The 24,703-nt window shown below is 72.3% G+C and carries 19 protein-coding genes and 1 pseudogene; 10 read left to right on the top strand and 10 right to left on the bottom strand.

Annotated elements, in window-relative coordinates:
- Position 1: 1 nt before the first annotated feature.
- The gene (locus tag ACF089_RS06555) at positions 2-556 is read right to left on the bottom strand and encodes a 2,4'-dihydroxyacetophenone dioxygenase family protein (protein WP_392022670.1); all 555 of its coding nucleotides are present in this window, start codon (positions 554-556) and stop codon (positions 2-4) included.
- A 117-nt stretch (positions 557-673) separates the two neighbouring features.
- On the opposite strand from ACF089_RS06555, the gene ACF089_RS06550 reads away from it, so the two are divergent.
- The 3 genes from ACF089_RS06550 to ACF089_RS06540 all read left to right on the top strand — a co-directional run bounded on the left by ACF089_RS06550 (position 674) and on the right by ACF089_RS06540 (position 5,562).
- Complete coding sequence (locus ACF089_RS06550; protein ID WP_392022667.1) at positions 674-1,729, top strand: AraC family transcriptional regulator; 1,056 nt, start codon at positions 674-676, stop codon at positions 1,727-1,729.
- A gap of 261 nt (positions 1,730-1,990) precedes the next feature.
- Positions 1,991-3,928, top strand: a complete 1,938-nt coding sequence (locus ACF089_RS06545) for an alkyl/aryl-sulfatase (RefSeq protein ID WP_392022664.1) — start codon at positions 1,991-1,993, stop codon at positions 3,926-3,928.
- Positions 3,929-4,023: 95 nt separating this feature from the next.
- Positions 4,024-5,562 (top strand): long-chain fatty acid--CoA ligase, encoded by a 1,539-nt coding sequence (locus ACF089_RS06540; RefSeq protein ID WP_392022661.1) that lies wholly within the window; start codon positions 4,024-4,026, stop codon positions 5,560-5,562.
- Positions 5,563-5,719: 157 nt separating this feature from the next.
- Here the strand turns inward: ACF089_RS06540 and ACF089_RS06535 are convergent, their stop codons facing one another.
- Entirely contained in the window at positions 5,720-7,054 is a 1,335-nt protein-coding gene (locus tag ACF089_RS06535; RefSeq protein ID WP_392022658.1) for an MFS transporter, read from the bottom strand.
- A 330-nt stretch (positions 7,055-7,384) separates the two neighbouring features.
- Between ACF089_RS06535 and ACF089_RS06530 the strand changes: the two genes are divergently transcribed.
- The 3 genes from ACF089_RS06530 to ACF089_RS06520 all read left to right on the top strand — a co-directional run bounded on the left by ACF089_RS06530 (position 7,385) and on the right by ACF089_RS06520 (position 10,131).
- The gene (locus ACF089_RS06530) at positions 7,385-8,554 is read left to right on the top strand and encodes a TetR/AcrR family transcriptional regulator (RefSeq protein WP_392022656.1); all 1,170 of its coding nucleotides are present in this window, start codon (positions 7,385-7,387) and stop codon (positions 8,552-8,554) included.
- 108 nt (positions 8,555-8,662) lie between these two features.
- On the top strand, positions 8,663-9,034 hold the full coding sequence (locus ACF089_RS06525) for a hypothetical protein (RefSeq protein ID WP_392022653.1): 372 nt from the start codon (positions 8,663-8,665) through the stop codon (positions 9,032-9,034).
- 431 nt (positions 9,035-9,465) lie between these two features.
- Positions 9,466-10,131, top strand: coding sequence for a DUF6461 domain-containing protein (locus ACF089_RS06520; RefSeq protein WP_392022650.1), 666 nt, complete (start codon positions 9,466-9,468; stop codon positions 10,129-10,131).
- A gap of 462 nt (positions 10,132-10,593) precedes the next feature.
- On the opposite strand, the gene ACF089_RS06515 is transcribed toward ACF089_RS06520, so the two are convergent.
- Positions 10,594-11,847, bottom strand: a complete 1,254-nt coding sequence (locus ACF089_RS06515; RefSeq protein WP_392022647.1) for a serine hydrolase domain-containing protein — start codon at positions 11,845-11,847, stop codon at positions 10,594-10,596.
- A gap of 708 nt (positions 11,848-12,555) precedes the next feature.
- Between ACF089_RS06515 and ACF089_RS06510 the strand changes: the two genes are divergently transcribed.
- Positions 12,556-13,518 (top strand): DUF4232 domain-containing protein, encoded by a 963-nt coding sequence (locus tag ACF089_RS06510; RefSeq protein ID WP_392022644.1) that lies wholly within the window; start codon positions 12,556-12,558, stop codon positions 13,516-13,518.
- On the opposite strand, the gene ACF089_RS06505 is transcribed toward ACF089_RS06510, so the two are convergent.
- The 5 genes from ACF089_RS06505 to ACF089_RS06485 form a co-directional block, all read right to left on the bottom strand.
- A complete protein-coding gene (locus ACF089_RS06505; RefSeq protein ID WP_392022641.1) occupies positions 13,515-14,507 on the bottom strand; it encodes a hypothetical protein in 993 nt (330 codons plus the stop codon). The genes ACF089_RS06510 and ACF089_RS06505 overlap by 4 nt on opposite strands.
- 111 nt (positions 14,508-14,618) lie before the next feature.
- Complete coding sequence (locus tag ACF089_RS06500; protein WP_392022638.1) at positions 14,619-15,458, bottom strand: SDR family NAD(P)-dependent oxidoreductase; 840 nt, start codon at positions 15,456-15,458, stop codon at positions 14,619-14,621.
- A 294-nt stretch (positions 15,459-15,752) separates the two neighbouring features.
- The gene (locus ACF089_RS06495) at positions 15,753-16,178 is read right to left on the bottom strand and encodes a winged helix-turn-helix transcriptional regulator (RefSeq protein ID WP_392022635.1); all 426 of its coding nucleotides are present in this window, start codon (positions 16,176-16,178) and stop codon (positions 15,753-15,755) included.
- A 146-nt stretch (positions 16,179-16,324) separates the two neighbouring features.
- Entirely contained in the window at positions 16,325-17,359 is a 1,035-nt protein-coding gene (locus ACF089_RS06490) for an esterase/lipase family protein (protein ID WP_392022632.1), read from the bottom strand.
- A gap of 181 nt (positions 17,360-17,540) precedes the next feature.
- Entirely contained in the window at positions 17,541-18,836 is a 1,296-nt protein-coding gene (locus tag ACF089_RS06485; protein WP_392022629.1) for a PucR family transcriptional regulator, read from the bottom strand.
- 106 nt (positions 18,837-18,942) lie between these two features.
- On the opposite strand from ACF089_RS06485, the gene ACF089_RS06480 reads away from it, so the two are divergent.
- The gene (locus ACF089_RS06480) at positions 18,943-19,434 is read left to right on the top strand and encodes a hypothetical protein (protein WP_392022627.1); all 492 of its coding nucleotides are present in this window, start codon (positions 18,943-18,945) and stop codon (positions 19,432-19,434) included.
- Between the two features lie 123 nt (positions 19,435-19,557).
- On the opposite strand, the gene ACF089_RS06475 is transcribed toward ACF089_RS06480, so the two are convergent.
- Together ACF089_RS06475 and ACF089_RS06470 are read right to left on the bottom strand one after the other, a co-directional pair.
- Positions 19,558-21,429 carry a hypothetical protein gene (locus tag ACF089_RS06475; protein ID WP_392022625.1) on the bottom strand — a complete coding sequence of 624 codons (1,872 nt, stop codon included), beginning with the start codon at positions 21,427-21,429 and terminating at the stop codon, positions 19,558-19,560.
- 333 nt (positions 21,430-21,762) lie between these two features.
- Positions 21,763-22,656: a LysR family transcriptional regulator gene (locus ACF089_RS06470; RefSeq protein WP_392022622.1), complete on the bottom strand. Its 894-nt coding sequence runs from the start codon at positions 22,654-22,656 to the stop codon at positions 21,763-21,765.
- 230 nt (positions 22,657-22,886) lie between these two features.
- Here ACF089_RS06470 and ACF089_RS06465 point away from each other — a divergent pair, with 230 nt between their 5' ends.
- On the top strand, positions 22,887-23,630 hold the full coding sequence (locus ACF089_RS06465; protein ID WP_392022619.1) for an IclR family transcriptional regulator: 744 nt from the start codon (positions 22,887-22,889) through the stop codon (positions 23,628-23,630).
- 106 nt (positions 23,631-23,736) lie between these two features.
- Positions 23,737-24,696 (top strand): annotated as a pseudogene (locus ACF089_RS06460) (acyl-CoA dehydrogenase family protein); the annotation flags it as partial.
- Between the last annotated feature and the right edge of the window lie 7 nt (positions 24,697-24,703).

Below are 24,703 nucleotides of genomic sequence, written 5' to 3'. Positions count from 1 at the left end.
GTTACTCCGACTCGACGAAGCCGGCGGCGCCGGCTCCGAGGTAGCGCAGCTCGATCCCCTGCTTCCGGGCGAGCTTCTCCAGCAGGTACTGGAGGCTGACGGCGTCGACGACCGAGTGGAACCGGCCGTCCTCGGTGAAGTTGATGTTGGCCCCGGTGACCATCACCAGCATCACGGTGTCCTCCGTGTTCCCCTCCGGCACGCGGAGGGTGTGCACGGAGCCTCCCGGTTCGAAGAGGTACGAGCCCGCGGTCTGCGGCTGGTCCGGGTACTCCTGGTAGATCCACTCGCCCTGGAGCGTGTACACCTCGGCGGTGCCGGTGTGGTAGTGGATCGGCACCTCCGCGCCGGGGGCCATGGTCACCATGACCACCCAGCGTCCGGCCTCCGGATCGAGGCGGAGCAGCCGCACGCTGGTGCCCGGCCCGAGGGTGGCGTCGACGGACGGCACCTCGTCGATGTTGAGGGTCAGCAGCTCACCCTGGGGAAGGCCGAGGACCGGCAGCCGGGCCCCGCTGGAGGTGGTCGCGATGGCGGGTTTCGGTGGAGCGGACACAGATGTTCTCCCTGGAGGCGGTCGGGGCCGCGCACCGCACGGCGCGCTCCCCATGCTGCGCGCGATGTCCGGCCCAGGACTTGACACCAGACGACAGGTCTTTTGATCCTGGGCGACATGTCACTGATCCGGGGTACGTCCCTGCAGGGTTTTCCGGAGCTGGTCGGCGCGCTGGGCGCCGATCCGGGGCCGCTGCTGGACGCCGCGGGCGTAGCGCGGGAGGCGGTCGGGGACCCCGGGGCCTTCATCCGCTACCGGTCCCTGGTCACGGCCGTGGAATCGGCGGCCCGGGCGACCGGGGCGGCCGATTTCGGGCTGCGGCTCGCGCTGCGCCAGGGCATCGAGATCCTGGGCCCGGTGGGGGTGGCGGCGCTGACCGCCCCGAGCGCGGCCGAGGCGTTCCGGGCCGTGGACCAGTACCTGGCGGTCTACAGCCCGGCGATCAAGGGCTCCATCACGCCCTGCCCGGGGAGCCGCTACGCGCGGTACGAGTTCCGGATCGAGCTGAAGCGGCTGCCGCCCCACCAGCAGGTGACCGAGTTGTCGCTCGGGGCGTCGCTGCGGATGTTCCGGCTGATCCTGGGCGCGGGCTTCACGCCCGTATCGGTTCATCTGCCGCACGACGCCCTCGCGCCCGCCGCGGACTACACGGCGTACTTCGGCTGCCCGGTCCGGTTCGCGGAGCCGTTCGGCGGCTTCCGCCTCCGCCGGTCCGAGCTGCGCGTGCCCCTGACCCCGCGCGGGGCCGTCCACGATGTCGTACGGGAGTATCTGAGCTCCATCGCCCCGCCGACCGGCGCCACGGTCACGGAGGCGGCCGGCGCGCTGGCCCGCCGGCTGCTGCCCACCGGGGGGCTCACTTTGGAGCTGGTCGCCGGGCAGCTCTCCGTGCACCCGAGGACCCTGCAACGGCATCTGGCCCTGGCGAACACCACGTTCGAGGCCGTGGTCGACGCGCTGCGGCGCGAGGAGGCCGAACGCTGTCTCCGTGACACCGACATGCCGCTCAGTCAGCTCTCGGGACTCCTCGGCTACAGCGAACAGAGCGTTCTGACCCGGGCCTGCCACCGGTGGTTCGGCGTCGCGCCGTCGGCCCACAGACGGGCGCTGCGCCGCTCCCGGATCGGGGAGCAGATCGGCGACCCGACTGAATCCCATCCTCAAACAATGTGAACAGGGATTCTTTTTCATGCGAAACATCCCTGCCAGATGACCCTTGTGCAGAGACATTCATGAGATGCATCATTGGGCACTCATTCGGACACGAGACGCCGCCGCGCTCTCGGCAGACAGCTCTGAATCCATGGGCTCCCGGACCGTTCCCGCGAACGCCGCCTCATCGGGCCATGGCCGGCGCACCCCGCCGGACCGAGGCCGGCACGCGCGCCCCGTCCCTCGGAGCTCACCCGTGCCTGTACATCCCGAAGGTGATCCATGCACAAGCCCGCACCGTCCGGCACCACCCCCGCGCCCCAGCCCGCCACCGGCGCCACGGAGACGGCACAACGCGAGATCGCGGCCCGGCTCCCCTTCTTCGACCGCCGCGACTTCGAGGACGCGGCCTCCGGGTTCGTCGGCACGCTCGACCCGCCGGTCATCCGGCGCGCGGACGGCCGCGTGATGATCGATCTGTCGGCCTACGACTTCCTCGGGCCCGACGACGCGCCGGCCACGGTCAACCCCGCCCTGTGGCGACACGCGAAGCTGACCGCCCACCACGGTCTGTACCGGGTGATCGATCGCGTCTACCAGATCCGGGGCTTCGACCAGGCGAACATGACGATCGTCGAGGGAGACACCGGACTGATCGTCATCGACCCGCTGATCTACGCCGAGACCGCCCGGGCGGCCCTCGATCTGTACTTCGGGCACCGGCCGCGCCGGCCCGTCGTCGCGGTGATCTACACCCACAGCCACGGCGACCACTTCGGCGGCGTCAAGGGCGTGGTCGACGAGGCCGACGTCGCCGCCGGCCGGGTGGCGGTGATCGCCCCGGAGGGTTTTCTCGAGGAGGCGGTGTCCGAGAACGTCTACGCGGGCAACGCCATGACCCGGCGCGCCGTCTACATGTACGGCCCGGTGCTGGGCCGAGGCCCCCGGGGCCAGGTCAGCGCCGGACTGACGGCCACGCCCGCCCACGGCGGCACCTTCACCCTCATCCCGCCGACCGACACCGTCCGCACCACCGGCGAACGGCGCGCGGTCGACGGCGTCGAGATGGTCTTCCAGATGGCCAACGGCACCGAGGCGCCCTCCGAGTTCATGATTCACTTCCCCGTTCTGCGGATGTTCTGCTCCGCCGAGGACGCGGTGCACACCATGCACAATCTCTACACGCTTCGCGGAGCCGAGATCCGTGACGCCGCGAGCTGGTGGAAGAAGCTCGACGAGTCGATCGAGCTGTTCGGCGCCGACACCGATGTGATCATCGCCCAGCACCACTGGCCCCGCTGGGGCAACGCCGATGTGATCGCGTTCCTGGAGCGGCAGCGCGACCTCTACAAGTATCTGCACGACCAGTCGCTGCGGCTGGCCAACCACGGCCAGACCATGGACGAGATCGCCGAGGAGCTGCGGCTCCCGCCCGCCCTGGAGAACGAGTGGCACTGCCGCGGCTTCTACGGCACGGCCAGCCACAACGCCAAGGCGGTCTACCAGCGCTATCTGGGCTGGTACGACAGCCATCCCGCGCATCTCCACCCGCTCCCCGCCCAGCAGTCGGCCCCCCGCTATGTCGAGGCGATGGGCGGCTCCGGGGCGCTGCTGGACCGGGCGCGCGCCGCGTTCACGGCGGGCGAGTACCGCTGGGTCGCCGAACTCCTCACCCACCTGGTCTTCGCGGAACCCGGCAACGCCGAGGCCCGGCACCTGCAGGCGGACGCGCTCGAACAGCTCGGCTACCAGTCCGAGAGCGCCGTCTGGCGCAACGAGTATCTGATGGGCGCCCTGGAACTGCGCCAGGGCGTACGCGATCTGGGCGCGGTCAATCTGGCCACCCCCGACATGCTCGGCGCGATGACCCTGGACATGCTGCTCGACTACGCCGGCATCCGCCTCAACGGCCCCCGGGCCTGGGACCGGTCCGGACGCTTCAACTGGATCTTCGAGGAGGCCGGCGGCGCACCGGCGCGTTTCGCGGTCCGTCTCAGCAACGGCACGCTCCTCTACACCGCGGGCAAGACCCTCCCGGCCGCCGACGCCACCGTCACCTGGCAGCGGGAAGCCTTCCAGCGGCTCCTTTTCGGCGGCTCGGACCTGGCGTCGGAGATCGCGGCGGGACAGGTGCGCGTCGAAGGCGACGGGGCGCCGCTGGCCGATCTCTTCGACCTGCTGGACGACTTCCCGTTCTGGTTCCCCATCGTCACCCCCTGATTCGCCCGCACCAGCGCCCCCGTCCCCCTTCGCCCGCACGAACCCCATTCCCCCGGCCCGCCGCTGCCGTCGGGCCCCTGCCCCGGAGAGATGTCGTGTATCTGACCCAGTCCCTGCACCGGGCGCTTCAGCAGTTTCCCGACCGGCCGATGACCGTCTGCGGCGATCGGGTCCGTACCACGCGTGAGGTGGTGGAGCGGGTGGCCCGGCTGGCCTCCGCGCTCCGGGGCCTGGGGGTGCGCACGGGCGACCGGGTGGGCATGCTGGCCCTGAACTCGGACCGCTGCCACGAGTTCCTCTTCGCGTGCTGGTGGACGGGAGCGGTCGCGCATCCGGTCAACACCCGCTGGTCGGAACGGGAGATCGCGTACGCGGTCCAGGACTCGGGCACCGGGGTCCTCCTCGTCGACGACGCGTGCGCCCCTCTCGTGCCCGGACTGCGCGAGCACTGCCCGGGACTGCGCACCCTGGTCCACTGCGGCGACGGCCCCGCCCCCGAGGACGGCATGGTGGGGTACGAGGAGCTGATCGCCGACTCCGACCCCGCGCCCGACGCCCGACTCGGGGGCGACACCGTGGGACTGCTCCTCTACACCGGCGGCACCACCGGCCTCCCCAAAGGCGTCATGATCACCCACCAGGGCCTGATCACATCGCTGCACGGATCGATTCTCTCCAACGAGGCCGTGGAGCGGGGCGGGGTGACCCTGCTGACGGTGCCGATGTTCCACATCGCGGGGCTCTGCGGCTGGTACGCGCAGACGATGATGGGCGGCACCGATGTCTTCCTGCCCTCCTTCACGCCGGAGGACTTCCTCGAAGCGGTGCGGCGGCACCGGGTCACCACCACGATCCTCGTCCCGGTCATGGTGCAGTCGATCTGCGAACACCCGCGGTTCGGCTCGTACGACCTCACCAGTCTGGAGACCGTCACCTACGGCGGGGCGGGCAGTCCGGAGAGTCTGCTGCGCCTGGCGATGGAGTCCTTCCCCGGGGCCCGCTTCACCCAGGGCTACGGAATGACCGAGACCGGGGTCCTGACCATGCTCACCCACGAGGACCACCTCGCGGGCGGCCCCCGGCTGCGGTCGGCGGGGCGGGCGACGCCCACCACCGAACTCGCCGTGGTCGATCCCGCCGGACGGCCCCTGCCCCCCGGCGAGATCGGCGAGATCGTCACCCGCAACCGCCTCATGACCGGCTACTGGAACAAGCCCGAACAGACCGCCCGGGCCCTCGATGACGGCTGGACGCACACCGGCGACGCCGGCCGCCTCGACCGCGACGGCTACCTCTACATCGTCGACCGACTCAAAGACATGATCGTCACCGGCGGCGAGAACGTCTACTCCGCCGAGGTCGAGAACGCCCTCGCCGCCCACCCCGCCGTCGCCGCCTGCGCCGTCATCGGCGTACCCGACCGCCGATGGGGCGAACGCGTCCACGCCGTCGTCACCCTCCGCCCCGGACACACCACCACCCCCGACGAACTCCGCACCCACACCAGAACCCTCATCGCCCGCTACAAAACCCCCCGCACCATCGACATCACCGACACCCTCCCCCGCACCGCCGCCGGAAAAATCCTCAAACGACAGCTCCGGGACGCGTGTGCCGACCGCCCGGCCGACTGACGCGTACCCCGCACGGCGAAGTTCCCGGCGGCGGTCCCCAGGACCGCCGCCGGGAACGCTCGCGCGTACGGACGGACGGGCGCCCGCGCGGGAGAGGAAGGACGCCGGGCCGGCGGGCGCGGGGCGCGCTCCCGCCGGCCCGGCCCGGCGGCGGGTCTCAGTCCGTGGGCACGGGCCGCAGAGCGGCCAGCTTCCGGGCGTCCCGCTCCGGGTCGACCGTCAGCAGCGCGACGACCGCACCCGCCACCATGGTGAGGGCCACGATGACGAAGCTCGTGGTGTAGCCCTCGGCCGGGGTCGCGGCGGCGTCGACGACCCCGCCGAGCACCAGCGGCGTGACGACGCCGCCCAGGCTGAACACGGCGCTCACGATGGCCAGGACCATGCCGCGCTGCCCGGGCGGGGTCACATCGCTGATCGCCGCGAAGACGATGCCCAGACCGGCCGAGTTGAGGCAGGCGCTCAGTATCAGCAGGGCCATGTGCGGAGTGCCGGTGCCCAACGGCGCGAAGGCGAGCATGGCCAGACCCGAACCCAGGACCAGCGAGGCGCCCAGGACACCGCGGGCGAGCCGGCTGCTCACCCCCCGCCGGGTGAGGGCGGCGGAGACGAAGCCGACACCGACCAGAGCGACGGCGGAGCCCAGGTACGGCAGCGCCACCAGGTTCCCGGCGACCTGGGACGTGTACCCGAGGCCGTCCTGGAGGTAGAGCTTCAGCCAGGTCACCTTGACCGCCACGGCGGCGTAGGCGCACAGGATCAGCGTCGTGAGGCCGATCATCGTGCCGGTGGCGAACACCTTCCGCAGCGGAGCCCTCTCGGGAAGCTCGACCGAGGAGGCCGCGTGGATCCCGACGGGCGATTCGGGACCCTCTCTGCCGACCAGCAGCCACAGCACGGCGACGACGAAACCGACCGCCGCCAGTACGGCGAACGCGGTGTGCCAGTCGTAGGCGGTGACGATCCAGGTCAGCGTGGGAGCCCCGATCACCGGCCCGACGCTCGTGCCGGCGATCAGGACCGAGCTGGGCAGCGCGCGCTTCTCGGGCGGGAACCAGGTGTGGGCGATATGCATGGTCAGAGCAGTCGTCGGGCCCTCGGCGAGGCCGAGCAGCACACGGCAGACGACCAGAGTGCCGAAGCCCACCGGCCAGGCGAGCGGCAACAGGGTGACCGCCCAGATCACCACCACGGCGAAGAGCAGCCGGGTGGGGCGGATGCGCGCCATGAGCCAGCCGCCGACGATGCCGCCCACCGCGTAGAGCCAGAAGAAGCTGGACTGGACGACGCCGAACTGCGACTTGCTGAGGCCGAGATCCTCGATGATGTCGGGCCCGGCGATGTTGGTGACGATCTTGTCCGCGTAGTTGATGACGAGAAGGAGGGTGAGGAATCCGGTGACCAGCCATGCCTGGCGGCCTCCGGACACCCGCCCTTCGGCCCTGCCGCCCTGGGGCGCGGCTGCCTCCGCCCTGTCCTGATCGATGGTCATGAGACTCCCTGGGTGGTGAGGACACACTGCCTGGAGCAAGCGATTCGCAGTCAAGCATTCAGATCTTTTTCGCCACAACCCTTCGAAAAGCGGATTTACAATTCTGAATCCAAAAATTATGTGAATGACATTTCAGTTATTGGCTCCTGTGAACGCCCCCGCGACTCGGGGGCCGGCCGTGCGGCCGCAGGTCACCGGGCGGCCCGGGGTACGCGCGGGCCCGAACGACCGGGGGCGCGACGGCCGTCGGATACCCTGAGGGAACGCGGTGAGCGGCCCCGGGCCGCACGGGAATCGACGTACCGCCGGGACAGCAGAAGGACGACGGACGTGGCAGCGCGCAGACCGCCCAACCGCAAGGCCCTGATCCGCGCCGCGGCCGCCGAACTCTTCCTTCAGCGCGGCTACCACAACGTGTCCGTGACTGATGTGGCCGACACCCTCGGCATCACCGCCTCCGCCCTGTACCACCACTACCGCAACAAGCAGGACCTGCTGCTCCACACGGTCCTGGGCAGTCTCGACACCGTCGACGCCCTGATCGGCGAGGCCGGCGACCTGGAAGCGGCCCTGAGCGCCCTGGCGGCCCTGGTCACCGGGGAGCGCGGAGTCCTCGCCGTCTGGGAACGCGAGGCCAGGAATCTGGAGGACGCGCAGCGCGCGGCGATCCTGGAGCAGGAGATCGAGGTCGTCGCGCGCCTCGTCCCCCTGCTCCGCGAGGAACGGCCGGAACTGGGCGAAGCCGAAGCCCAGCTGGTGGCCCGGGCCGTGCTCGGCGCCCTGGGCAGCCGGGTCCGCCATCGCATCGCGCTGCCGAAGCGCCGCCACGAACAGCTGATGCGGCTCATCGCCTCCGCCGCCGCGCACGCCCCCGTGCGCACGGCCGCGGCGCCCCCCGCCCGGCGTCCGGGGAGCGCCGCGTCCTCACCCGGCTCCCCCGCGCTGCGGATACCCCGGCGCGAGCAGTTGCTGACCGAGGCGATCCGGCTGTTCGACGAGCGCGGTTTCCAGTCCGTCACGATGGCGGACATCGGCGAGGCGGGCGGCATCGTCGCCTCCGGCGTGTACCGCCACTTCCCCCGCAAGAGCGATCTGCTGATCGCCGCCGTCAACCGGGGCGGCGAGCGCATCAGAACGTCCGTGGAGACGGCGCTCGACCGCGCCGCCGACCCCGGGGAGGCGCTGGAGCTGCTCCTGCGCGCCCATATCGCGGTCTCCCTCGAACAGACGCACCTCATGGGCATCCTGTCCAACGAGCGGGACCAGTTGCCCGACAGGGAGCGCACGGCGCTCCGCCGGCTCCAGGCCGACTACCTCGACGTATGGGTCCAGGCCCTCGGCGCGGTCCTGCCCGGCCGCGAGTCGGCCGAACTCAAGATCATCGTCCACGCCGTGCACGGAATGATCTACTTCACCATCCGGGTCGGCCGCACCGATCCCTGGCCCGACCTCTCCCAGCACCTGATGGACCTCGGCATGGCGGTGCTGACCCAGGAGTGACCGCGCTCCGCCCGCCGAGGGTCCGGCCGCTGATCTGAGTACGCGGACCCGGTCCGCTGAGTACCGTCCCCGATGCCGGGCGGGGACGGCCGGTGCTGGGATGGCTCCATGACTTCGAGCGCTCCCGGAATCCCCGACAGCACCAGCAGCACTCCCGAGGCCGCCGGTTGGACGGCGGACCGGATCCGCCTGTGGTCCTTCGTCTGCGCCGTGCTGCTCGCTCCGGCCGCCTGGGCCGCCTCCTTCCTCTCACTGGTGAGCGCGACCGCCTCCCGCTGCCTCACCTACGGCGAGCAGTGCCCCTCCCCGGTCCCCGACCTCCTCCTGTGGACACCGCTCACCGCCGCGGGCATCGCCTTCCTCACCGTCCTCCTCCTCCCCGAACGCACCCGCCACGCCGGCACCGCCCGGCTTGCGGCGTTCACCGCGCAGCTCGTCGCGGAAGCGTTCTTTCTGACCTTGATCGCGCTGCCGGGCTGAGCCGCTGGTACGGGTGGCGTGCCGCACGAGCACGGACCGCACCTCAGCAGGACCGGTCCCGCCGCCTCGGCGCAGCTCCTCAAGTGCCCGTTCGACGTCAGCGGCCTTCCCGCCGGCCCGCTTCTCGTCCTGCGGACGCGTCTCGCCCGGCCGCCGGACCCGGCTGTTGTCGGCGCAGTGCGGCAGGGCGTCGGGGCGTCGGGGCGTCGGGGCGTCGGGGCGTCGGGGCCCAGCGTGTCCGGGGCCATGAGTGCTCATCTCGCGGCGGTCCGGTGTCGCTTCGGTGTGTCGACGCGGCGTTCGACCGTGCCCGCGTCGACGGCGGTCGGCGCTTGGCCCTCCGTGCCCGCCGTGTGCCCGCACCGGGAACGCCGCAGCGGGCGTGACCGCACAGCGACGGGTGTGTCAGTGGCCGCTGACACGATGGGCCCATGACCTACGCGACCGCGGCCGACTACAGCTGGACACACTCCCCTTCCTCACCGTTCGGTCACGCGCGGGGCGCCGGGTACTCCCTGGTGCTGGTGCGCGGTATCGGTCCCGAGGAGGTTCTGCGGCGCGCGGGCGCCGAACCGGAAGGCGTCCGCACCGGGTTCGACGCGCTCGTCGAGGAGCATGTCGGCCTCCTGGACGAGTACGACGGATGGCCGGAGTGCACCCTCGCGGGGGCCGTCGCCGTGCCGGGCGAGGGCGGGGAATGGACCCTCGTGCTGGAGCTGGGCGGTGACGCGCTGGGGATGAGCCCCCGGTTCATGGAGGCCGTCTCCTCCGGCACGCGCGCCGTGTCCCACACCGGCAACAGCGGCAAACCCATCCACCTCTTCCACTGGTACGAGGACGGGGCCCTGCGCACGGGCTTCGAGTACCCCGCCCACTGCGACGGCGACACCCCCGACGCCCTGAACGCGCTGATCACCGTCGTCGGCCTCGTCCCCGCCGACGACGAAGCGCCCGGCGCCGACCGTACAGCCGCGTTCTTCGCCCTGGCCGAACACCTCACCGGCGTTCGCGTCACCGAGGAACTGCTGGCCGGGGCCGCGTACCGGACCGGGCTGATACCGGAGGAAGCGTACGACGAGGCCGGGCCCGGACTGTGAACCGTCCCGGGGCGAAAGGGCAGCGACTCGCGCTCGCTGCCGTTCTCGACGGCGAGCGTCTCAGCCATCCACGTACGCGCCGCCCGGCACGGCGACCCGGAGCCGGCCGAGCGCTGACTGCGTCCCCTCGCCCGGCTCCGCGCCGGCCACAGACATCCCAAGCCCCGCCGCAGCGAGGCATACCGAACAAGGGGAGCGTCATGGCCTATGCGACACAGGACGAGTGGGGAAGCCATTTCGCCGAGGGGAAGTGCTTCCGGCCGCTCGGTGAGCGCGAGCGGGCGCTGCTGGCCGAACATGTCCCGGCGCCCTGGCCGTCGTCACCGACAGCGCCGGCCGGATTCTGGTCGGGCGCTCCGCCCAGGGGGCATGTGGGAGCTGCGCGGCGGGAAGAGCAGGGGCGCTGAGGGTCTCGGGGTCGCGGCGGTGCGGGAGCCGGTCGAGGACATGTGAAGGACTTCGTTACGGTTGTGACGAAGTCCCGGTCGGCCGAGCAGGTGTTACAGCGGGGATACCTTCGGCACGTGACGCATGGATGAGCTTGTGCGCATACGTCGGCGCGGGGGATGCCGGACCGTTGTGGTCATCCCGGCGGGTCCGGTGGTCGGTTCGGCACAGGGCGTGATGGATCGCCGTGTCGGTGGCCTTCTCCACCGGGTCCCAGGCCGTCACGCGGGAGGACAGGGAGAGCGCGACGGCCCGGCGGCCGTCGTCGGTGACACCGGAGCGGGTGGCGTAGCCGGGGACGCTGCCTGGGTGGGTCCAGTACCAGCCGCCGCAGGGCAGGGGGATCCGGGCGATGCCGAGGCCGTACCGTCCGCCGAGTCGCGTGTCCACGGTGGTCCTCATCTGGGCCAGTTGCGCGGGCCGCAGCAGTCGGCCGCCCATGAGCGCCTGCCAGAAGCGGGTCAGGTCGTCGGTGGTGGTGATCAGTTCACCGGCTGGACCGGCCCAGCTGTGGTTGAGCCTGGTGGTGTCGATCAGCGGCCCGCCCTCGGTGAACTGCTCGTAGCCACTGGCGTGCGGACGCGGCAGGTACGCCCGCCGCTGGGGCGCGAAGGTGTGCGTCAGGTGCAGCGGCCGCAGGATGCGGTCGGTCACCTCCGTGGACCAGTCACGACCGGTCACCTTCTTGATGATCATGCCGAGCAGGACGTAGTTGGTGTTGGAGTACGACCAGCTCCGGTCACCGGGCTTGTGCCGCATCGCCATCGCCACCAGTCGCTCCGGCGGTATGTCGTCGTTCCGGTGGCGGCGGTATCCCTCGGCGGAGGCGAGGACCGGCAGGTCGATGGTGTAGTCGTACAGGCCGCTGGTGTGCTGGAGCAGCTGCCGCAGAGTGATCCGGTTGCCGTCGTTGCCGTTGCCCCGCACGACGCCGGGCAGCCGGCTGCCGACCGTGTCGTCCAGGGACAGCCGCCGCTGTTCGGCCAGTTGCAGCACCACCGTGGCCACGAACGTCTTGGTGTTGCTGCCCATCCGGAAGTACCCGCCCTCGGGCACCGGTCGGCCGGTTTCCAGGCCGGCCGCTCCGCTGCGAGCGGACCACTGACCGCGCGGGGTGCGCACCTCTGCCTGAACCCCGGTGACACCGGCGGAGCGGATCGCGTCCACGTCGTGCCGCAACACCCGCCCGCTCCGATCGTCCACGGCCGCGGCCGACGCGGCCGGGAGCGTCCCCGCGCCGAGAAGAACGAGAACGGCCCCCAGCGCCACGCGCCTTCCCCGGCGGCGCTCCGCGCGGGCGCCGCGCCCGCTCCACCTCACGGCATTCACGTTTACCGCACCCTCTCCTCGTCGCCTCGCGGCCACCCCTGGTCCCGAGACCACGCATGGGCTGTGTGGTCACGGCGCGTCGGGGACCGTCCACCGCTCATGCAACACCCGCCCCGGCGGGACCGGCCTCCTTCCTCGGCCCGGTCCTGCCGGGGCTCGCGTGCGACGAACGATGTACTGCCGTGTCGTACTCCACGACGATGTCGTGCCACGCGGTCGCGGCCGGCGCCGACGGGTTCCCCGTAGTCGGTGGGATCCTCCTCGGCCATGCGGCGGACGGCGTCGACGAAGCCGCAGGTCGACACATGCCCAGGCCAGCGGGCTTGCCCGCCTGCACGTTGGCGAGGAGGACGATCTGTACGCGGACCTCGTCCCCGGCCCCGGAGAAGAAGACGTACGCCGGCGCACTGTCCGTCGCCCTCCACCGGGCCCCACTCCAGCTCCAGGGAAGGGCAGTCGGCGGCGGAGAGACGGCAGCCGAGGGGCTCCTTCCCGCAGGTAGCGGAGATGCCGCGTCCGGGCCGGACTGCTCAACCGCCCGAGGGCACCCGACGCTTCACCCTCCCGCCCCTGCTTGTGACACCCCTGTGACGCGGGACTGTGACCGCCATCACTCGCGAGGGATCAACTCCCTGATGGGATAACCGGATGAGCAGACTGGCCTTCCCTCGCCCGGCCCTCGCCGTGACCGCGCCCCTGCCCGTGTCCCTGGCCGCGATCGCGTTGCTGCTCACGGGCTGTGGGACGGAGCGCCCGGACGCGGGGCGCGCCGGTGCGGGTGCGGCCGGGGCGTCGTCTGCCGCGCAGGCGGAGGACGCGGGCAAGGACGGTGTGCGGATCACCTCGTTGACCCTTCCGTCGGCGTCGCCCTCCCCCAGCCGCGGTCTCTCCGTCTCGGCCGACGATCTCGATCGCGGTTCGGACTCGGGAGTCTCGGCCGCGTACGAGGTCACCAATCGCGGCGGCGAGGCACTGACCTACACGATCGTCTTCACGTTCATGAGCGGTGACAGCGGCGCCATGGCCAACCAGACCGTGACCGTGCGCGATGTCGGCCCCGGGAAGACCGTGCGAGGCACGGTACGGGCCGGAGTGCTGCCGCCCAGCGCGCCGCGGGTGACGCGGGCCGAGGTGCTCGAAGTGACCAAGGTCCCGGCGGCTGAGGCTCCGGTCGAGGCGGGCGTCTGTCCCGCCTCCGGGATCCGGGTCAGCGCCGATCAGGGCGATGCGGCGATGGGGCTGCGCGTCGTGAGCCTGCATCTCGACAACTGCGGTACGCGCGCCTACACCGTCGAGGGCTACCCGCTGCTGGAACTCCTGGACGAGAACCGCGAGCCCGTCGACGGCGTGGAGATCCTCGACGGCAGCGGCGAGATCTCCACCGGCGCGGGGCCCGACGAACAGCCCCGGCGCGTCACGCTCGCACCCGGTGAGTCAGCGACCGCCGGCCTGGTCTGGCGCAACACGACCGAGTCCGGCGCCCCCGTGAACATCCCCTATGTGAGGGTCAGGGCGAAGGCGGACGCCGACCCCGTGACCGTGACCCCGAACCTCGATCTCGGAACCACCGGAAAGCTCGGGGTCAGGCCCTGGAAGAAGGCGGAGCGCTAGCGCGCCGGGCGGATCGTCGCTCCTCCGGGCGCGTCGCCGCGTCCCCTTTCCGGTGACCGGCGGACGGGACGGCCGTCGGGGCCGTCGGTGAGCCACGAGCCGTCGCCCAGGGGCACCACCTCGTACGGGTTGGTCGCCTCGACGGTGATTTCGCCGCTGAGCGTGCCTGTGCGCACGTCGACCAGGTGGTAGCGGAACCAGTCCTCCTCGTCCTCGCTCTCACCGCCCAGGGTGACGATCGCCGTGTCCTCGGTCAGGTAGCCGCCGCTCCATTCGACGAAGGCGTCCTCCAGGTCGTGCCCGAAGGAGTCGACCGGGAGGGTGAAGAGCACCTCCCCGCCGGGGTGTTCGTGAAAGGCGACGTCCGCCTGCCCGTGGTCGACGGTCATGAACTGCCGCCCGGACGGCGCGAGGTCGATCAGGCAGCGGTCAGACCACGGGAATGTCATGAACTCCGGGGCGCTGTCCGTGCCGGCCGTGCCCCGGAGGATGACGGAGCCGTCCTGGCCCTCGCCGATGTTGAGGTAGACGCTGCCGTCCACGGGGTGCGCGTAGTGGCCGGAGCCGTGTCCGACCGTCTCCAGTGCGCGGCGGGCGAGCACCGCACCGCTGTCGGCGTCGTGCAGGACCCACTGGTCCCCGTCCCCGCGTCCCGCCATCGCGTCCGGCCGGTAGACCCACACCGTGCGGCCGTCCGAAGACAGCGCGCAGTCGGGCCGATGGCCATGGCGTACGTCGGAGCGCGGTTCGAAGTCCGACGCCCACAGCAGGTCGCCGACGCGGGTGAGGCAGACGACGCCGTTCAGCGTCGTGTACACGACGCGTTCCAAATCCTGCCGGACCGCCGACGCGACAACCTCGTCGCCGTCCCTCGGCCGGAACACCGCGACGGGCTCCAGGGCTCCGAGGACGCCGGCGGGCGCGACATAGGCATGGATCCGTCCGTGGCGGTGACGCGTGATGACCTTCGGAATCGGCGCAGGAGTCATCCGCCGAGGCTAACGACCCGGTCGGACCGATCGAGATCCAGGGCGGCGCACCTGTCGAGCGCGGCCGCTCCGGGCCGCCCGGCCCGGCAGAGCGGTCATGCCGTCGTGCGGTTATGCGGTCAAGCGGGAGGCGAGGATGGTCTCGGTGATCTCGCGCAGTCTCGTGGCGTCCGTCTCGCTGAAGGACTGATGGCCGAGGCTGATCTCCTGCCGCTTCTTGTAGGCGCTGATCGCCTTCGCGGGCGGATCGTCCAGAAGCTCGATGATCGGCTCAATTCCTTTCGCCACCGATGTGGCTCCGATCCGTTTGGCCAGATCCACGAGCAGCCGCACCGGCTTCCTGTACTCACCGGAGAAACTGGTCGCCACGAAGACCGGATTGTAAAGGACGTACCGCACCTTGCAGCTCCTGTGCGCCTTGGCCATGCCGACACCGAGCAGATCGTTCGCGCGGCTGCCCTGCATCATGGCCTTCAGACCCGTGTAACCGTGTTCCAGCTGAAGGTCGTCCCAGTGAATACCGCCGACGGGAACGCCGGGGCCGCAGATGTTGAGCACCACCGGATTGTCGGCCGATTCGAGTCGCGGCAGCAGTTCATCGCTCAGAACGTACCGGCTGAGATAATAGAGCGCGAAGGTGCTCTCGAAACCCTCCTCCGTCACGGTCCGATCGCGTCGGAAGTGCTGGGCGCCGAGCACGAGCGCGTCCACCACGGGGAAGATCTCGGCGATCTCCGCCACAGCCCGGTACTGCTCACTCACCAGGCTCAGATCGGCCCGGAGGAAGACAGCCCGGCCGGCCGCGCCGGACCGCTCGGCCTCCGCGAGGAATTCCGCGCCCTTGTCGGGATTCCGGCCGATGATCAGCACGGACCAGCCGGAATTCACGTAATGCCGGGCCAGAGCACGCCCCATGCCGTCGGTGCCGCCGGAGACGACCATGTTCTTCATGTCACCTGTCTCTTCCCCGGACGCGGGGCGCACCCGACGAGCGGACGAGCGCGCACAGCCGAGGAGTCGGGAATCGATCGGATCCCGATGCTCTCCGGGGGCCGCTGGGCGCACAAGACGGCACATTGCTGTGGGTTACCGACAGGGAGGTAACCATCGAGGTGGGCGGGGGGTGCGGACGCGCGCCACGCCGAATCGCGCGACGGCGGAGGGGCTGACGGGGGCACAGGGCACGGCACGGGTGGTCGCTCGTACGCGAGCAGGTCGCGTGTGCGGGTCGTCGCGGGCGGCGGGTCAGCCGGGCGGCCGGGCGTCGTAGCGGCTGCGGCTGTCATGGATCCGGGTGCGATGGGCGGAGGCCCAGCGGCCGAGTGCGGCGGCCGGCGCGAGCAGGGCCGTACCCGCCTCCGTCAGCGCGTACTCGACCCTCGGCGGCACCGAGGCGTGGACCGTGCGCACCAGCAGGCCGTCCCTCTCCAGCCGGCGCAGGGTCAGCGTCAGCATCCGCTGGGAGATTCCCTCGGCCGCCCGCCGCAGTTCACCGAAGCGGAGCGACCCGTCGCGGAGCTGTCCCAGCACGATCAGCGTCCACTTGTCACCGATGACCCCGAGGATCTCGTGGACCTGCCGGCACGCCTCCTGCTCGGACTGCCCCTCACCGTTCAGCCACTCGTCCGCGTCTTCGGGGGCGTCCGTGGCCGGATCGCTCGGTGGCCTCATCCGCTCCCCTGTGATCGTGACGCGCGCACACCCGTCGTCCGAGTGAGGCAACTGTACTGAACACGCCGTTCCCGCGAGAGGCGTCGTCCACCGGGTCGATGGTCCGGCGGGGTGTCACCGGAAGGCGGGGCCGGGCGCGCCGTGGCTCAGCGGTTCCGTGCGGCGTACGGGCGCAGTGGCGGCTCCTGGACGGTTCGCGGGGCGGTGGCGAGGGCCGCGGCCGCCGCGGGGATCACCACGGCCGTCGCGCGGACGACGTCGAGGGCGCCGACGCCGGGGACGTGGGGATGCCCGAGGCACGCGCCGGCCGGCAGCCGTCGCGGGTCGGCGGGGCCGGGGCGGCTCAGCGCGTCGACCGCGAGCCGGAACACCACCGAGTCGTGGACGAGTCCGATGTGGGTCACCGGCCGCGCGCCGCAGACCTCCTGGACGGCGATGTTGCGGGCCCCGTCCTTGGCGGCCGTGCGGTACGGGACGACGACCAGGTCGTGGCGGCTGTAGATCGAGGTGTACGAGACCGCGCCGGGCGTCCGGTCGCCGGAGTTCAGCGCGGCGAGGAAGGCGGAGCCCCGTCTCATCTGGTGTGCCGCCGCCGCACACGGCAGCGCGCACAGCGGCTCGCCGGCCGCGGTGCCGTGTTCGGGCGTGCCGAGGCTGACCACGTCGTCGACCATGTCCCGCAGCCCCGGCCACCAGGTCAGCGCCCAGCGGATCTGGAGGCCGCCCTGGCTGTGCGCGACGACGTCGGCTCTGCGGCCGGTGGCATTGTGCAGCGCGGCGACCGCGTGGACGACGTACTCGGAGGACTCCTGGATGTCGCCGGTCGACCGGCCGGGGAGGTCGACGGTGCATACGTCGTACCCCTGGTCCCGCAGCGCGGGGGCGTAGTTCCAGCTCCAGTTGAGGCCGGCGTCCACCCCCGTGCCGTGCACGAGGAGGACCGGCTCGCGCTGTGAGCGCGGAAATCCGGCCGGGCAGTCCAGGGCGGCCGCCGCCCGGTCGGGGGGTGTGCCCAGCGGCGGCCCTTCGACGGGGCCCGCGCCGCCGGGCCGTGGCGCGGTCCGCGCGGCCGCGGGTGTGACGAGCGTGAACACGATGGCCGTGACGAGTACGACGAGGAGTAGGCCGTGGGCGGTGAGGGCGTCGCGCAGGCGGTCGCCTCGGGGTCCGTGGGGGCGCATGGGGCTCCTTCCATCCGGTGTTCCGGCGGCTGGGGTGGGGCCGCACAGCCGAATGTCACACGGGTCCGGGGCAGCCGGAAGACGCCGGGAGGGCGTGGGCGAGGGGCGCGGGCCAGTCCTGTGCGCCCGCACACCGCGGGCGCTGTCCACGGTGTCCGGCGCACAGCCGGACCGCTCCGGGTCAGGAGACCGCGCCGGATCCGGCGTCGGGCGGGGCGCTCACCCGCCACGCCTCCAGGGCCAGGGCGAGGTCCACCACATCACGCGGGTGCGCCAGCCGTCGGCCGGTGAGCGTTTCGAGGCGACGCAGTCGGTTGCGGACGGTGTTGCGGTGGCAGTACAGCCGCTCCCCCGCCCGCCGGGTGGATCCGTCGCGGTCCAGCCAGGCCGCGAGCGTGGTCAGCAGGTCGGTCCGGTCGGCGGGCCGCAGCCGCAGTACGGGACCGAGCACCTGGTCCGCGAAGTCTCCGGCCAGCTCCGGCCGGGCCAGCGCGAGGGCCCGGGAGAGCCGGTCCCCGAGATGGTTCAGCTCCCCGTCCGCCCGGCAGGCGCCGAGCGCCAGTTCGGCGAGGCGGCGGGCCCGGCCCAGTTCGGCCGGGCCCGACACCACCGCGCTGACGCCCCCTCGCGTGTGCGCCCCCACGGGAATGAGCGCGCTCAGGGCGGTGGGCGGCCGGTCGCCGAGCAGCGCCACGATCGCCGTCCCGTCGTCCTGGGGGCACCAGTACAGCTCGACGCCGTTGCGGACCTCGTGCCCCGGCCGGGCGTCCGGGGGCCGAACGCCGGGGCCGCGCAGCAGGACGATCGTGTACCGGCCGTGCCGGGGCAGGCCCAGGGACGCGGCGAGCGCCGAGGTGTGCGCGGGGTCGGCGTGGCCCCGGAGCAGCGCCTGAAGCGCGGGCCGGTGGTGACGGCCGTCGTCGGACGGCGGCCCGGCGACGGCTCGCCGGTGGGCCTCGGCCGCCAGGGCGACATCCGCGTCGGCCCTCCGCCACAGATCGGCGGCGGCGTACGCCATGGCAGGGAGCCGCTCGGGCGACTCCCGCACCACCCGCGCGACCAGCGCGTCCCACAGGCCGGCCGTCCCGACGCGGTACGCGTCCAGCAGCGCCTGGAGCGGGACGCCGTCCCGGCCGCGCCGGTCGCCGACGGCCCAGGCGAGATCGCCCGACTCCGCCGACCGGTCCGGTGTGACGAGCCCGGCGACGAAGGCGGTGAACGCCGTCAGCGCGGACCGCGTCAGGTCGGGCGGGGAGTGCGCCGGATCGCCGTAGTACGGGCTGACCGCGCGCACTTGGGCCACCACGCCCTCCGTGAAGGCCGGCAGATCGGGGCGGAGCAGCTCGGCCGAGTGCCGGAGCACGGACTCGACGTCCGCCCCGGACGGGCTGCCGGGCCAGCAGTCCGGACGCGGCTCGAAAGCGTACGGCCCGCGCAAGGTCACCTCCGTCAGACCGACTCCACTAGCGTTAGCCATTATTCACATCATGGCTTATGTGCACTTGAATGAAAGCCTTATGATTGAGTGAATCAGGTATTGCTCATTCACTATTGACCGACTGTCACCAGGGAGGGAGGCCGCGATGCCGTCGCTCGGACCGACCGGGGGAACCGCGGACACGACGGGGGCCGGGGAAGCCGCGCCCTGCGAGCCGGACGCGCCTCATGCCGAACTCGCCGAGTTCTACCGATTGATCGATACCGTCCTGGCCCGCTGCCGTGACTTCCAGAGCACCCTGGCGAGCGTGGAGGACTCCCTCGTGGAGCTGCGCGCCGCCCGCCGCCCCGGTCCGCCGCCGGCGGTGCTCGGCGGCTCTGCCGGGCAGTCGGCGTGGGCGGATTTCTCCGTGGCGCTGCGGGCACTGAACGGGGCCATGACCCGCGCCCGGGCGGAGGGCTATCGCGCCGCCGTGGACGACGGGGGCCTCAGCCTCACCGATGTGGCCCGGGTCGCGGGCCGCTCCCGCCAACAGGTCACCCGGCTGGTCAACCGGGGCCGGGACTCCCGTGGGGCCGCGCCGGGACGCCCCGCGCCGGGGCCGGTGACGTACGCCCGGCCCCGGCGCGCTCCGTGACGCGGGCCCCGCTCCCCGGCGGACCCGGTCCCGTTCGCCGCGGTCGGCGGACGGGACCGGGTCGGCGCCGGCTTCGGTCAGGCGGCCGGCGGTACGGCGGTCAGGCGGTACGGCGGCCCGCGGTCAGAAGCCGGTGACCCCGGCGCCGGCCGCGGCCTCCCGCGCGTCCTTGGGCAGCCGGGTGTCCAGCGGCGCGCGCTTCGCGCCCGGCGTCAGCCGGTTCAGCTCCCAGCCGCCCCGGTCCTTGGCGGTCGCCCGCAGATTCCAGGACGAGGCCATGCCCGCGTACAGGAATCCCTTGTCCTCGAAGGGGAGGAAGACGCGCACGCCGTGCTGCGAACGGTTGCCGAAGCCGTTGAGCGTCTCGGCCACGGCCGGCTTGGCCGGGTCGTCCATCCGCCAGACCTCCCCACCGCCGAGGGTGGCCTTCAGCGACGGGCCGGTCACCAGTTCCAGATTCTTCTTGGCGACCTGCGACAGGCCGTTGTTGAGCGCGGTGAAGTGCGAGCCCGGGGTGATCAGGCCGGTGCCGTCGAACGTGGCCATGTACAGACGGTCCTGGAAGACCGTGAAGGTCCAGGCGTACGCGTTGCCGACATTGCCGTTGAAGCCGGACGGGCCGAACTTCGGGCGCTGGCCCAGCAGATTGGGCTTGGAGGTCCACCGCTTGGTGTTCGGGTTGTACACCGGCAGCTTCTCCTCCCCGTACAGCAGGGTGGTGCGCTGCTTCTCCGTGCCCGGATCGCTGATCCGGAAGACCGTGGCCGGGCGGGCGGCCGAGATCATGTCGCGCTTGCGCAGGGTGTCGCCCTTGGGCTGCCCGTACGCCTTCCACATGGTCTGCACCGCGCCGACCGCCGCCTGGTTGTAGCTGCCGACGTACAGCTCGCCCCGCCACTCGGTCAGCGCTCCCCAGGCGACGCCCTTGCCGAGCACCGGGTCCGGGTCGTACTGGTCCCAGGAGAAGATCGGCTGCCAGGCGGCCGCGCCGTCGAAGGTGAGCCCCGCCGACGGGATCGGCGGGCTCATCCACACCTTGGACGCGCCGCCGCTGACGGCGCCGCGCTCGCCGGGCACCTGGGTGCCCCAGCCGGAGGCGACGAGACGGTCCTTGAACGTGGTGAGGTAGCCGGGGTCGTTCTCCAGCTGGGCGACGACGTCGAAGGCGAACGGATTCCCCTTGTCGCCGGTCCAGCGCAGCACCCGGCCGCCGTTGACTCCGGGCGCGCGGCCCGCCAGGTACAGATTGCCGTCCGCGGCCACCACTCCGCCGCGCGCGCTGACCAGGTCGGTGTACGCCTTGGAGCCGAGGAACTCGCCGGTGCTGCCCTCGAAGGCGAACATCGACAGACCCTGGCCCACGGTCTGCCCCTCGTTCACCGTCTGCCCGAAGAGGAAGACCACGTCGTTGTGGGCGGCGGCGCCCCGAAGGCCCACGGTGCGCTTGAGCAGCGGGTCCGAGACCGGGGTCAGATCCTCGACCTTCTGGGTGTCGGCGTTGACGCGCAGCACCTGGGGGGTGCGGGCGTCGCCGTAGATCTCGCCCAGCGTCCCCGCGCCGGCCCCCTTGCCGAACTCGCACACGTCCGCGTTCCTCACCAGGTACGGGGTGGTGTCGCCGGAGTAGGTGGAGGAGGCGTTGCAGGCGATGTTGGAGAGGGTGCCGAAGTACGCGTGGTCACCGGACCGGGCCGCGCTCCAGACGTACGCGCCGTTGATCTTCGGCTGGAATCCGGACGGGCAGCTGCCGGCCCGGGGCTGCGGGCGCGGGCCGCCGATGGACTTGAAGCACTCGTCCACCTGGGCGCGGGCCGCCTGCCGGACGTCGAGGACCGGTCCGCGGTGGGCCGAGACCGACGGGCGATCGCGCTCCTGGGGCGCGGCGGGCGCGGCCGTGGCGTACGGCGTGACGAACGCCGCGAGCGCGGTGGCGCTCGTGGCCAGCAGCGCGAGACGGCGGCCGCGCGACGGCCGGCCGGTTCTGGACAGTTTCATGACAGATACACCTCTGTGTCGTCGTCCGCTCCCGATGGGGGCGTGACAGAGCATCAGGGCGCACCTCGGGGGTGCGTCAACGGCCTCCGGCGCGGAGACGGGGCGCGGTGGTGTGGTGCTCGTCACGGTCGCGGGCGCGACTGCGGCCGCCCGGGTCTGTCCGTCCCGGCGCGGCGGTGGTCCGGGCCGGGCGCGTGACGGGGATGTGGGCCGGACGCCCGGCGGCGGTCCGGGCGGGGCGCGCGGCGGGGTGGCGGGCCGGGCGGGCGGTGGCCGACGGCGTCGACCGCCGCGTACGGGAGCCGGCCGACACGGCGGCGGCGGCGGCGGAGGTCATGTGCCCGTTCCTCCACGAGGCGGCTCCTCCACCAGGTCGACGAACGCCCGTGCCGTCGGCGAGAGTTCCCCGGTCCGGTGGTACAGGTACGCCTGGCGCGGAACGCTGAAGCCGACCGGCCGGATCACCGCGCCGAGCAGTCCCGCCGCGCGCGCGGCGGGCTCGGGCAGGACCGTCGCCCCGGCGCCCGCGAGCACGAGGGGGATGACGGCGTCGCGATGGGCGGAGTCCACGGCGACCGTGAGGGAGGGCAGCTGGAGGGCGGCCAGTTCGACGGTGATCCAGGTGCCGACGGCGGATTCCGCGGCGGCGCCCATGACCACGTCGTGCCGGGCCAGCTCCGGGAGTCCGACCGGGCCCTCGGGCAGGGGGGTGCCGGGCGGGAAGACCGCCATCAGCTCGCTGAGGGCGAGCGGGACCGCGCGGTGTTTGGGGTAGGGGGCCGGATGGTCGTGGAGCAGGAGTTCGGCCTCGGCGCGCCGGAGCGAGGTGAATCCCTCCGCGCCGTTGGCCGCGTCGCGCACCCGGATCCGGACGCCGGGATAGCGCGCGCGGAACTCCGTCACGATCCGGACCGCGGGGTCCACCGCGAGGGCGGGGACGACGGCCAGATCCAGCCGTCCGGTCGCCAGCACGCCCACTCCCTCGACCGCCGCCCGGACGCCGTCGAAGGCCCGTAGCGTCCGTCGGGCGGGGCCGAGCAGGGCCCGCCCCGCGGGGGTGAGGGACAGCTTCCGTCCCCGTACGACGAGCGGGGTCCGCAGCTCGCGTTCGAGTTCCTGGATCGCCTGGGAGACCGAGGGCTGGCTCAGATGCAGCCGCCGGGCCGCCTCGGAGATGCTGCCGGCCTCGACGGCGGCGACGAAGTAGCTCAGATGACGCCGTTCCATAGGCACTGCCTATCACATCCAAAGGAATCCCAAGGCTTCTCCGGTGCCGTTGGGCGGCATAGCGTGCCGGTCATCGGGACACCGGCCACCGGCCACCGGGCCACCGCGTCGTCAGGCGGTCGGGCCGCCGTCACCGCATCGTCGGGCCGCCGAAACATCGGGCCGCCGGGGCGTCGAGACATCGAGGCGTCGAGGCGTCGAGGCGTCGAGGCGTCGAGCGAAGGGATCTCATGCAGGGCATCCAGCGCGGTCTGCGCATTCTCGAAGCGGTCGCCGCCCACCAGCCCGTCGGGGTCGGCGAGATCTCCCGGATCTGCGAGCTGCCCAAATCCTCGGTCCAGCGGATTCTGCGGGCCCTGGCCGAGTCCGGCTGGATCCGCGCGGCCGACGAGGAGCACACCCGCTGGACGCTGACCTCCCGGATGCTCACCCTCGCCGGGACCGCCTCCGGGGAGCGGGGCATCCGCGAGGCGGCGCTCGGCCCCATGCGCGAACTGGGCGCGCTGACCGGGGAGACGGTCACGCTCCAGGTCCCGGACGGCCCCTTTCGCATGGTGCTGATCGAGCGGATCGACTGCCGGCATCCCGTCCGGACCCACAACCGGCTGGGCGCGACCTCCCCGATCACCGCCACCTCCACCGGCCTCGCCGTCCTCGCGCTGCTGCCGGACGAGGAGGCGGAGCGGATCCTGGCGCGACCGGTGCCGCGGCTCACCGCGAACACCCTCACCGAGCCGGGCCTGATCAGAGCGCGGCTGCGAGAGGCCCGCGCCCAGGGCTTCGCCGTCAACCGGGGCCAGAACCGGGACGGGGTCTGCGCCGTGGGCGCCGCCGTGACCGGACCGGCCGGCGCCCCGGTCGGCGGGATCGGGCTGTCGCTGCCCGACAGCCGCTTCGACGCCCGCCGCGTCCCGTGGTGGGCACGGCAGGTCCGGGCGACCGCCGAGGCGGTGTCCGCGGCGCTCGCCGACTGAGCCCCCTGAGCCCCCGGCCGGCGACCGCGCCCGGCCGAAGAGACCACGGCCGCCCAGAACACGTCCGCCGGCAGACGGCGCGCAACCACCCGAGGGAGCTGTACGCATGAGCACGCGCATCGAGGTCCCGACAGGGGTCTTCCTCACCGAGGACCGGCTGGCGATCCAGGCCCTGGCCCGCGAATTCGTGGCCAGGGAGGTGCTGCCGGCGGCCGCCGAACTCGATCCGGTCGCCGGACAGATCCCGATGGAGCTGCGCCAGAGGATGGCCGGTCTCGGATTCTTCGGCATTCTCATCCCCGAGGAACACGGCGGCCTGGGCCTCGGCGTCTGCGAGTACGCGCTGGTCGTGGAGGAGCTGGCGCGCGGCTGGATGAGCGTGGCGAGCCTGATCGCCCGGGGTCAGCAGTTCACGCACGGATTCAGCGCGGAGCAGCGGGCCGCGTATCTGCCGCGTATGGCGCGGGGCGAGTTCCTCGGCGCGTTCGCCCTGTCGGAGGCCGACGCCGGTTCGGACGTGGCGAATCTGCGCTGCCGTGCCGAGCGGGAGGCGGACGGCGGCTGGCGGATCACCGGACAGAAGATGTGGTGCACCTTCGCCGACGGTTCCGACTACCTCCAGGTGTTCGCGAGGACCGAGCCGGTCGATCCGGCGCGGCGCTCGCGCGGCATCACCTGCTTCCTCATGCCGAAGGAGCGCGGCACTCTGCCCGAGGGGGTGAGCGGCAGCCCCGTACGCAAGATCGGGTACCACGGCTGGCGGACCTGGGAGCTGTCGTTCGACCGCGCCCGGGTCGAGCCCGGAATGATCGTCGGCGAGGAGGGCCGCGGCTTCGGCGTCGCCATGGGCGACCTCGTCCTCGCCCGCGTTCACACGGCCGCCCGCTCCATCGGCCTGGCGCGGGCCGCGCTGGAGGACTCGATCGCCTACGCGAAGGAGCGGGTGCAGTTCGGCAGGCCGATCGCGGAGAAACAGGCCATCCGGTTCAAGATCGCCGACATGGCCGCGCAGATCGAGGCGTCGCGAGCGCTGCTGCACCGGATCTGCGCGGACCACGACGCCGGCCGGCCGG

Origin of the sequence: Streptomyces sp. NPDC014894, assembly GCF_043080985.1 — a bacterium.
Taxonomy (GTDB): domain Bacteria; phylum Actinomycetota; class Actinomycetes; order Streptomycetales; family Streptomycetaceae; genus Streptomyces.
This window is presented reverse-complemented; position numbering and strand designations above follow the sequence as displayed.

What these genes read in the sequence shown, in the direction of transcription:
- ACF089_RS06550 (WP_392022667.1), top strand. Translation starts at nt 674, where the DNA reads ATGTCACTGATCCGGGGTACGTCCCTGCAGGGTTTTCCGGAGCTGGTC.
- ACF089_RS06545 (WP_392022664.1), top strand. Translation starts at nt 1,991, where the DNA reads ATGCACAAGCCCGCACCGTCCGGCACCACCCCCGCGCCCCAGCCCGCC.
- ACF089_RS06535 (WP_392022658.1), bottom strand. Translation starts at nt 7,054, where the DNA reads ATGACCATCGATCAGGACAGGGCGGAGGCAGCCGCGCCCCAGGGCGGC.
- ACF089_RS06525 (WP_392022653.1), top strand. Translation starts at nt 8,663, where the DNA reads ATGACTTCGAGCGCTCCCGGAATCCCCGACAGCACCAGCAGCACTCCC.
- ACF089_RS06520 (WP_392022650.1), top strand. Translation starts at nt 9,466, where the DNA reads ATGACCTACGCGACCGCGGCCGACTACAGCTGGACACACTCCCCTTCC.
- ACF089_RS06510 (WP_392022644.1), top strand. Translation starts at nt 12,556, where the DNA reads ATGAGCAGACTGGCCTTCCCTCGCCCGGCCCTCGCCGTGACCGCGCCC.
- ACF089_RS06505 (WP_392022641.1), bottom strand. Translation starts at nt 14,507, where the DNA reads ATGACTCCTGCGCCGATTCCGAAGGTCATCACGCGTCACCGCCACGGA.
- ACF089_RS06500 (WP_392022638.1), bottom strand. Translation starts at nt 15,458, where the DNA reads ATGAAGAACATGGTCGTCTCCGGCGGCACCGACGGCATGGGGCGTGCT.
- ACF089_RS06495 (WP_392022635.1), bottom strand. Translation starts at nt 16,178, where the DNA reads ATGAGGCCACCGAGCGATCCGGCCACGGACGCCCCCGAAGACGCGGAC.
- ACF089_RS06490 (WP_392022632.1), bottom strand. Translation starts at nt 17,359, where the DNA reads ATGCGCCCCCACGGACCCCGAGGCGACCGCCTGCGCGACGCCCTCACC.
- ACF089_RS06485 (WP_392022629.1), bottom strand. Translation starts at nt 18,836, where the DNA reads ATGGCTAACGCTAGTGGAGTCGGTCTGACGGAGGTGACCTTGCGCGGG.
- ACF089_RS06480 (WP_392022627.1), top strand. Translation starts at nt 18,943, where the DNA reads ATGCCGTCGCTCGGACCGACCGGGGGAACCGCGGACACGACGGGGGCC.
- ACF089_RS06475 (WP_392022625.1), bottom strand. Translation starts at nt 21,429, where the DNA reads ATGAAACTGTCCAGAACCGGCCGGCCGTCGCGCGGCCGCCGTCTCGCG.
- ACF089_RS06470 (WP_392022622.1), bottom strand. Translation starts at nt 22,656, where the DNA reads ATGGAACGGCGTCATCTGAGCTACTTCGTCGCCGCCGTCGAGGCCGGC.
- ACF089_RS06465 (WP_392022619.1), top strand. Translation starts at nt 22,887, where the DNA reads ATGCAGGGCATCCAGCGCGGTCTGCGCATTCTCGAAGCGGTCGCCGCC.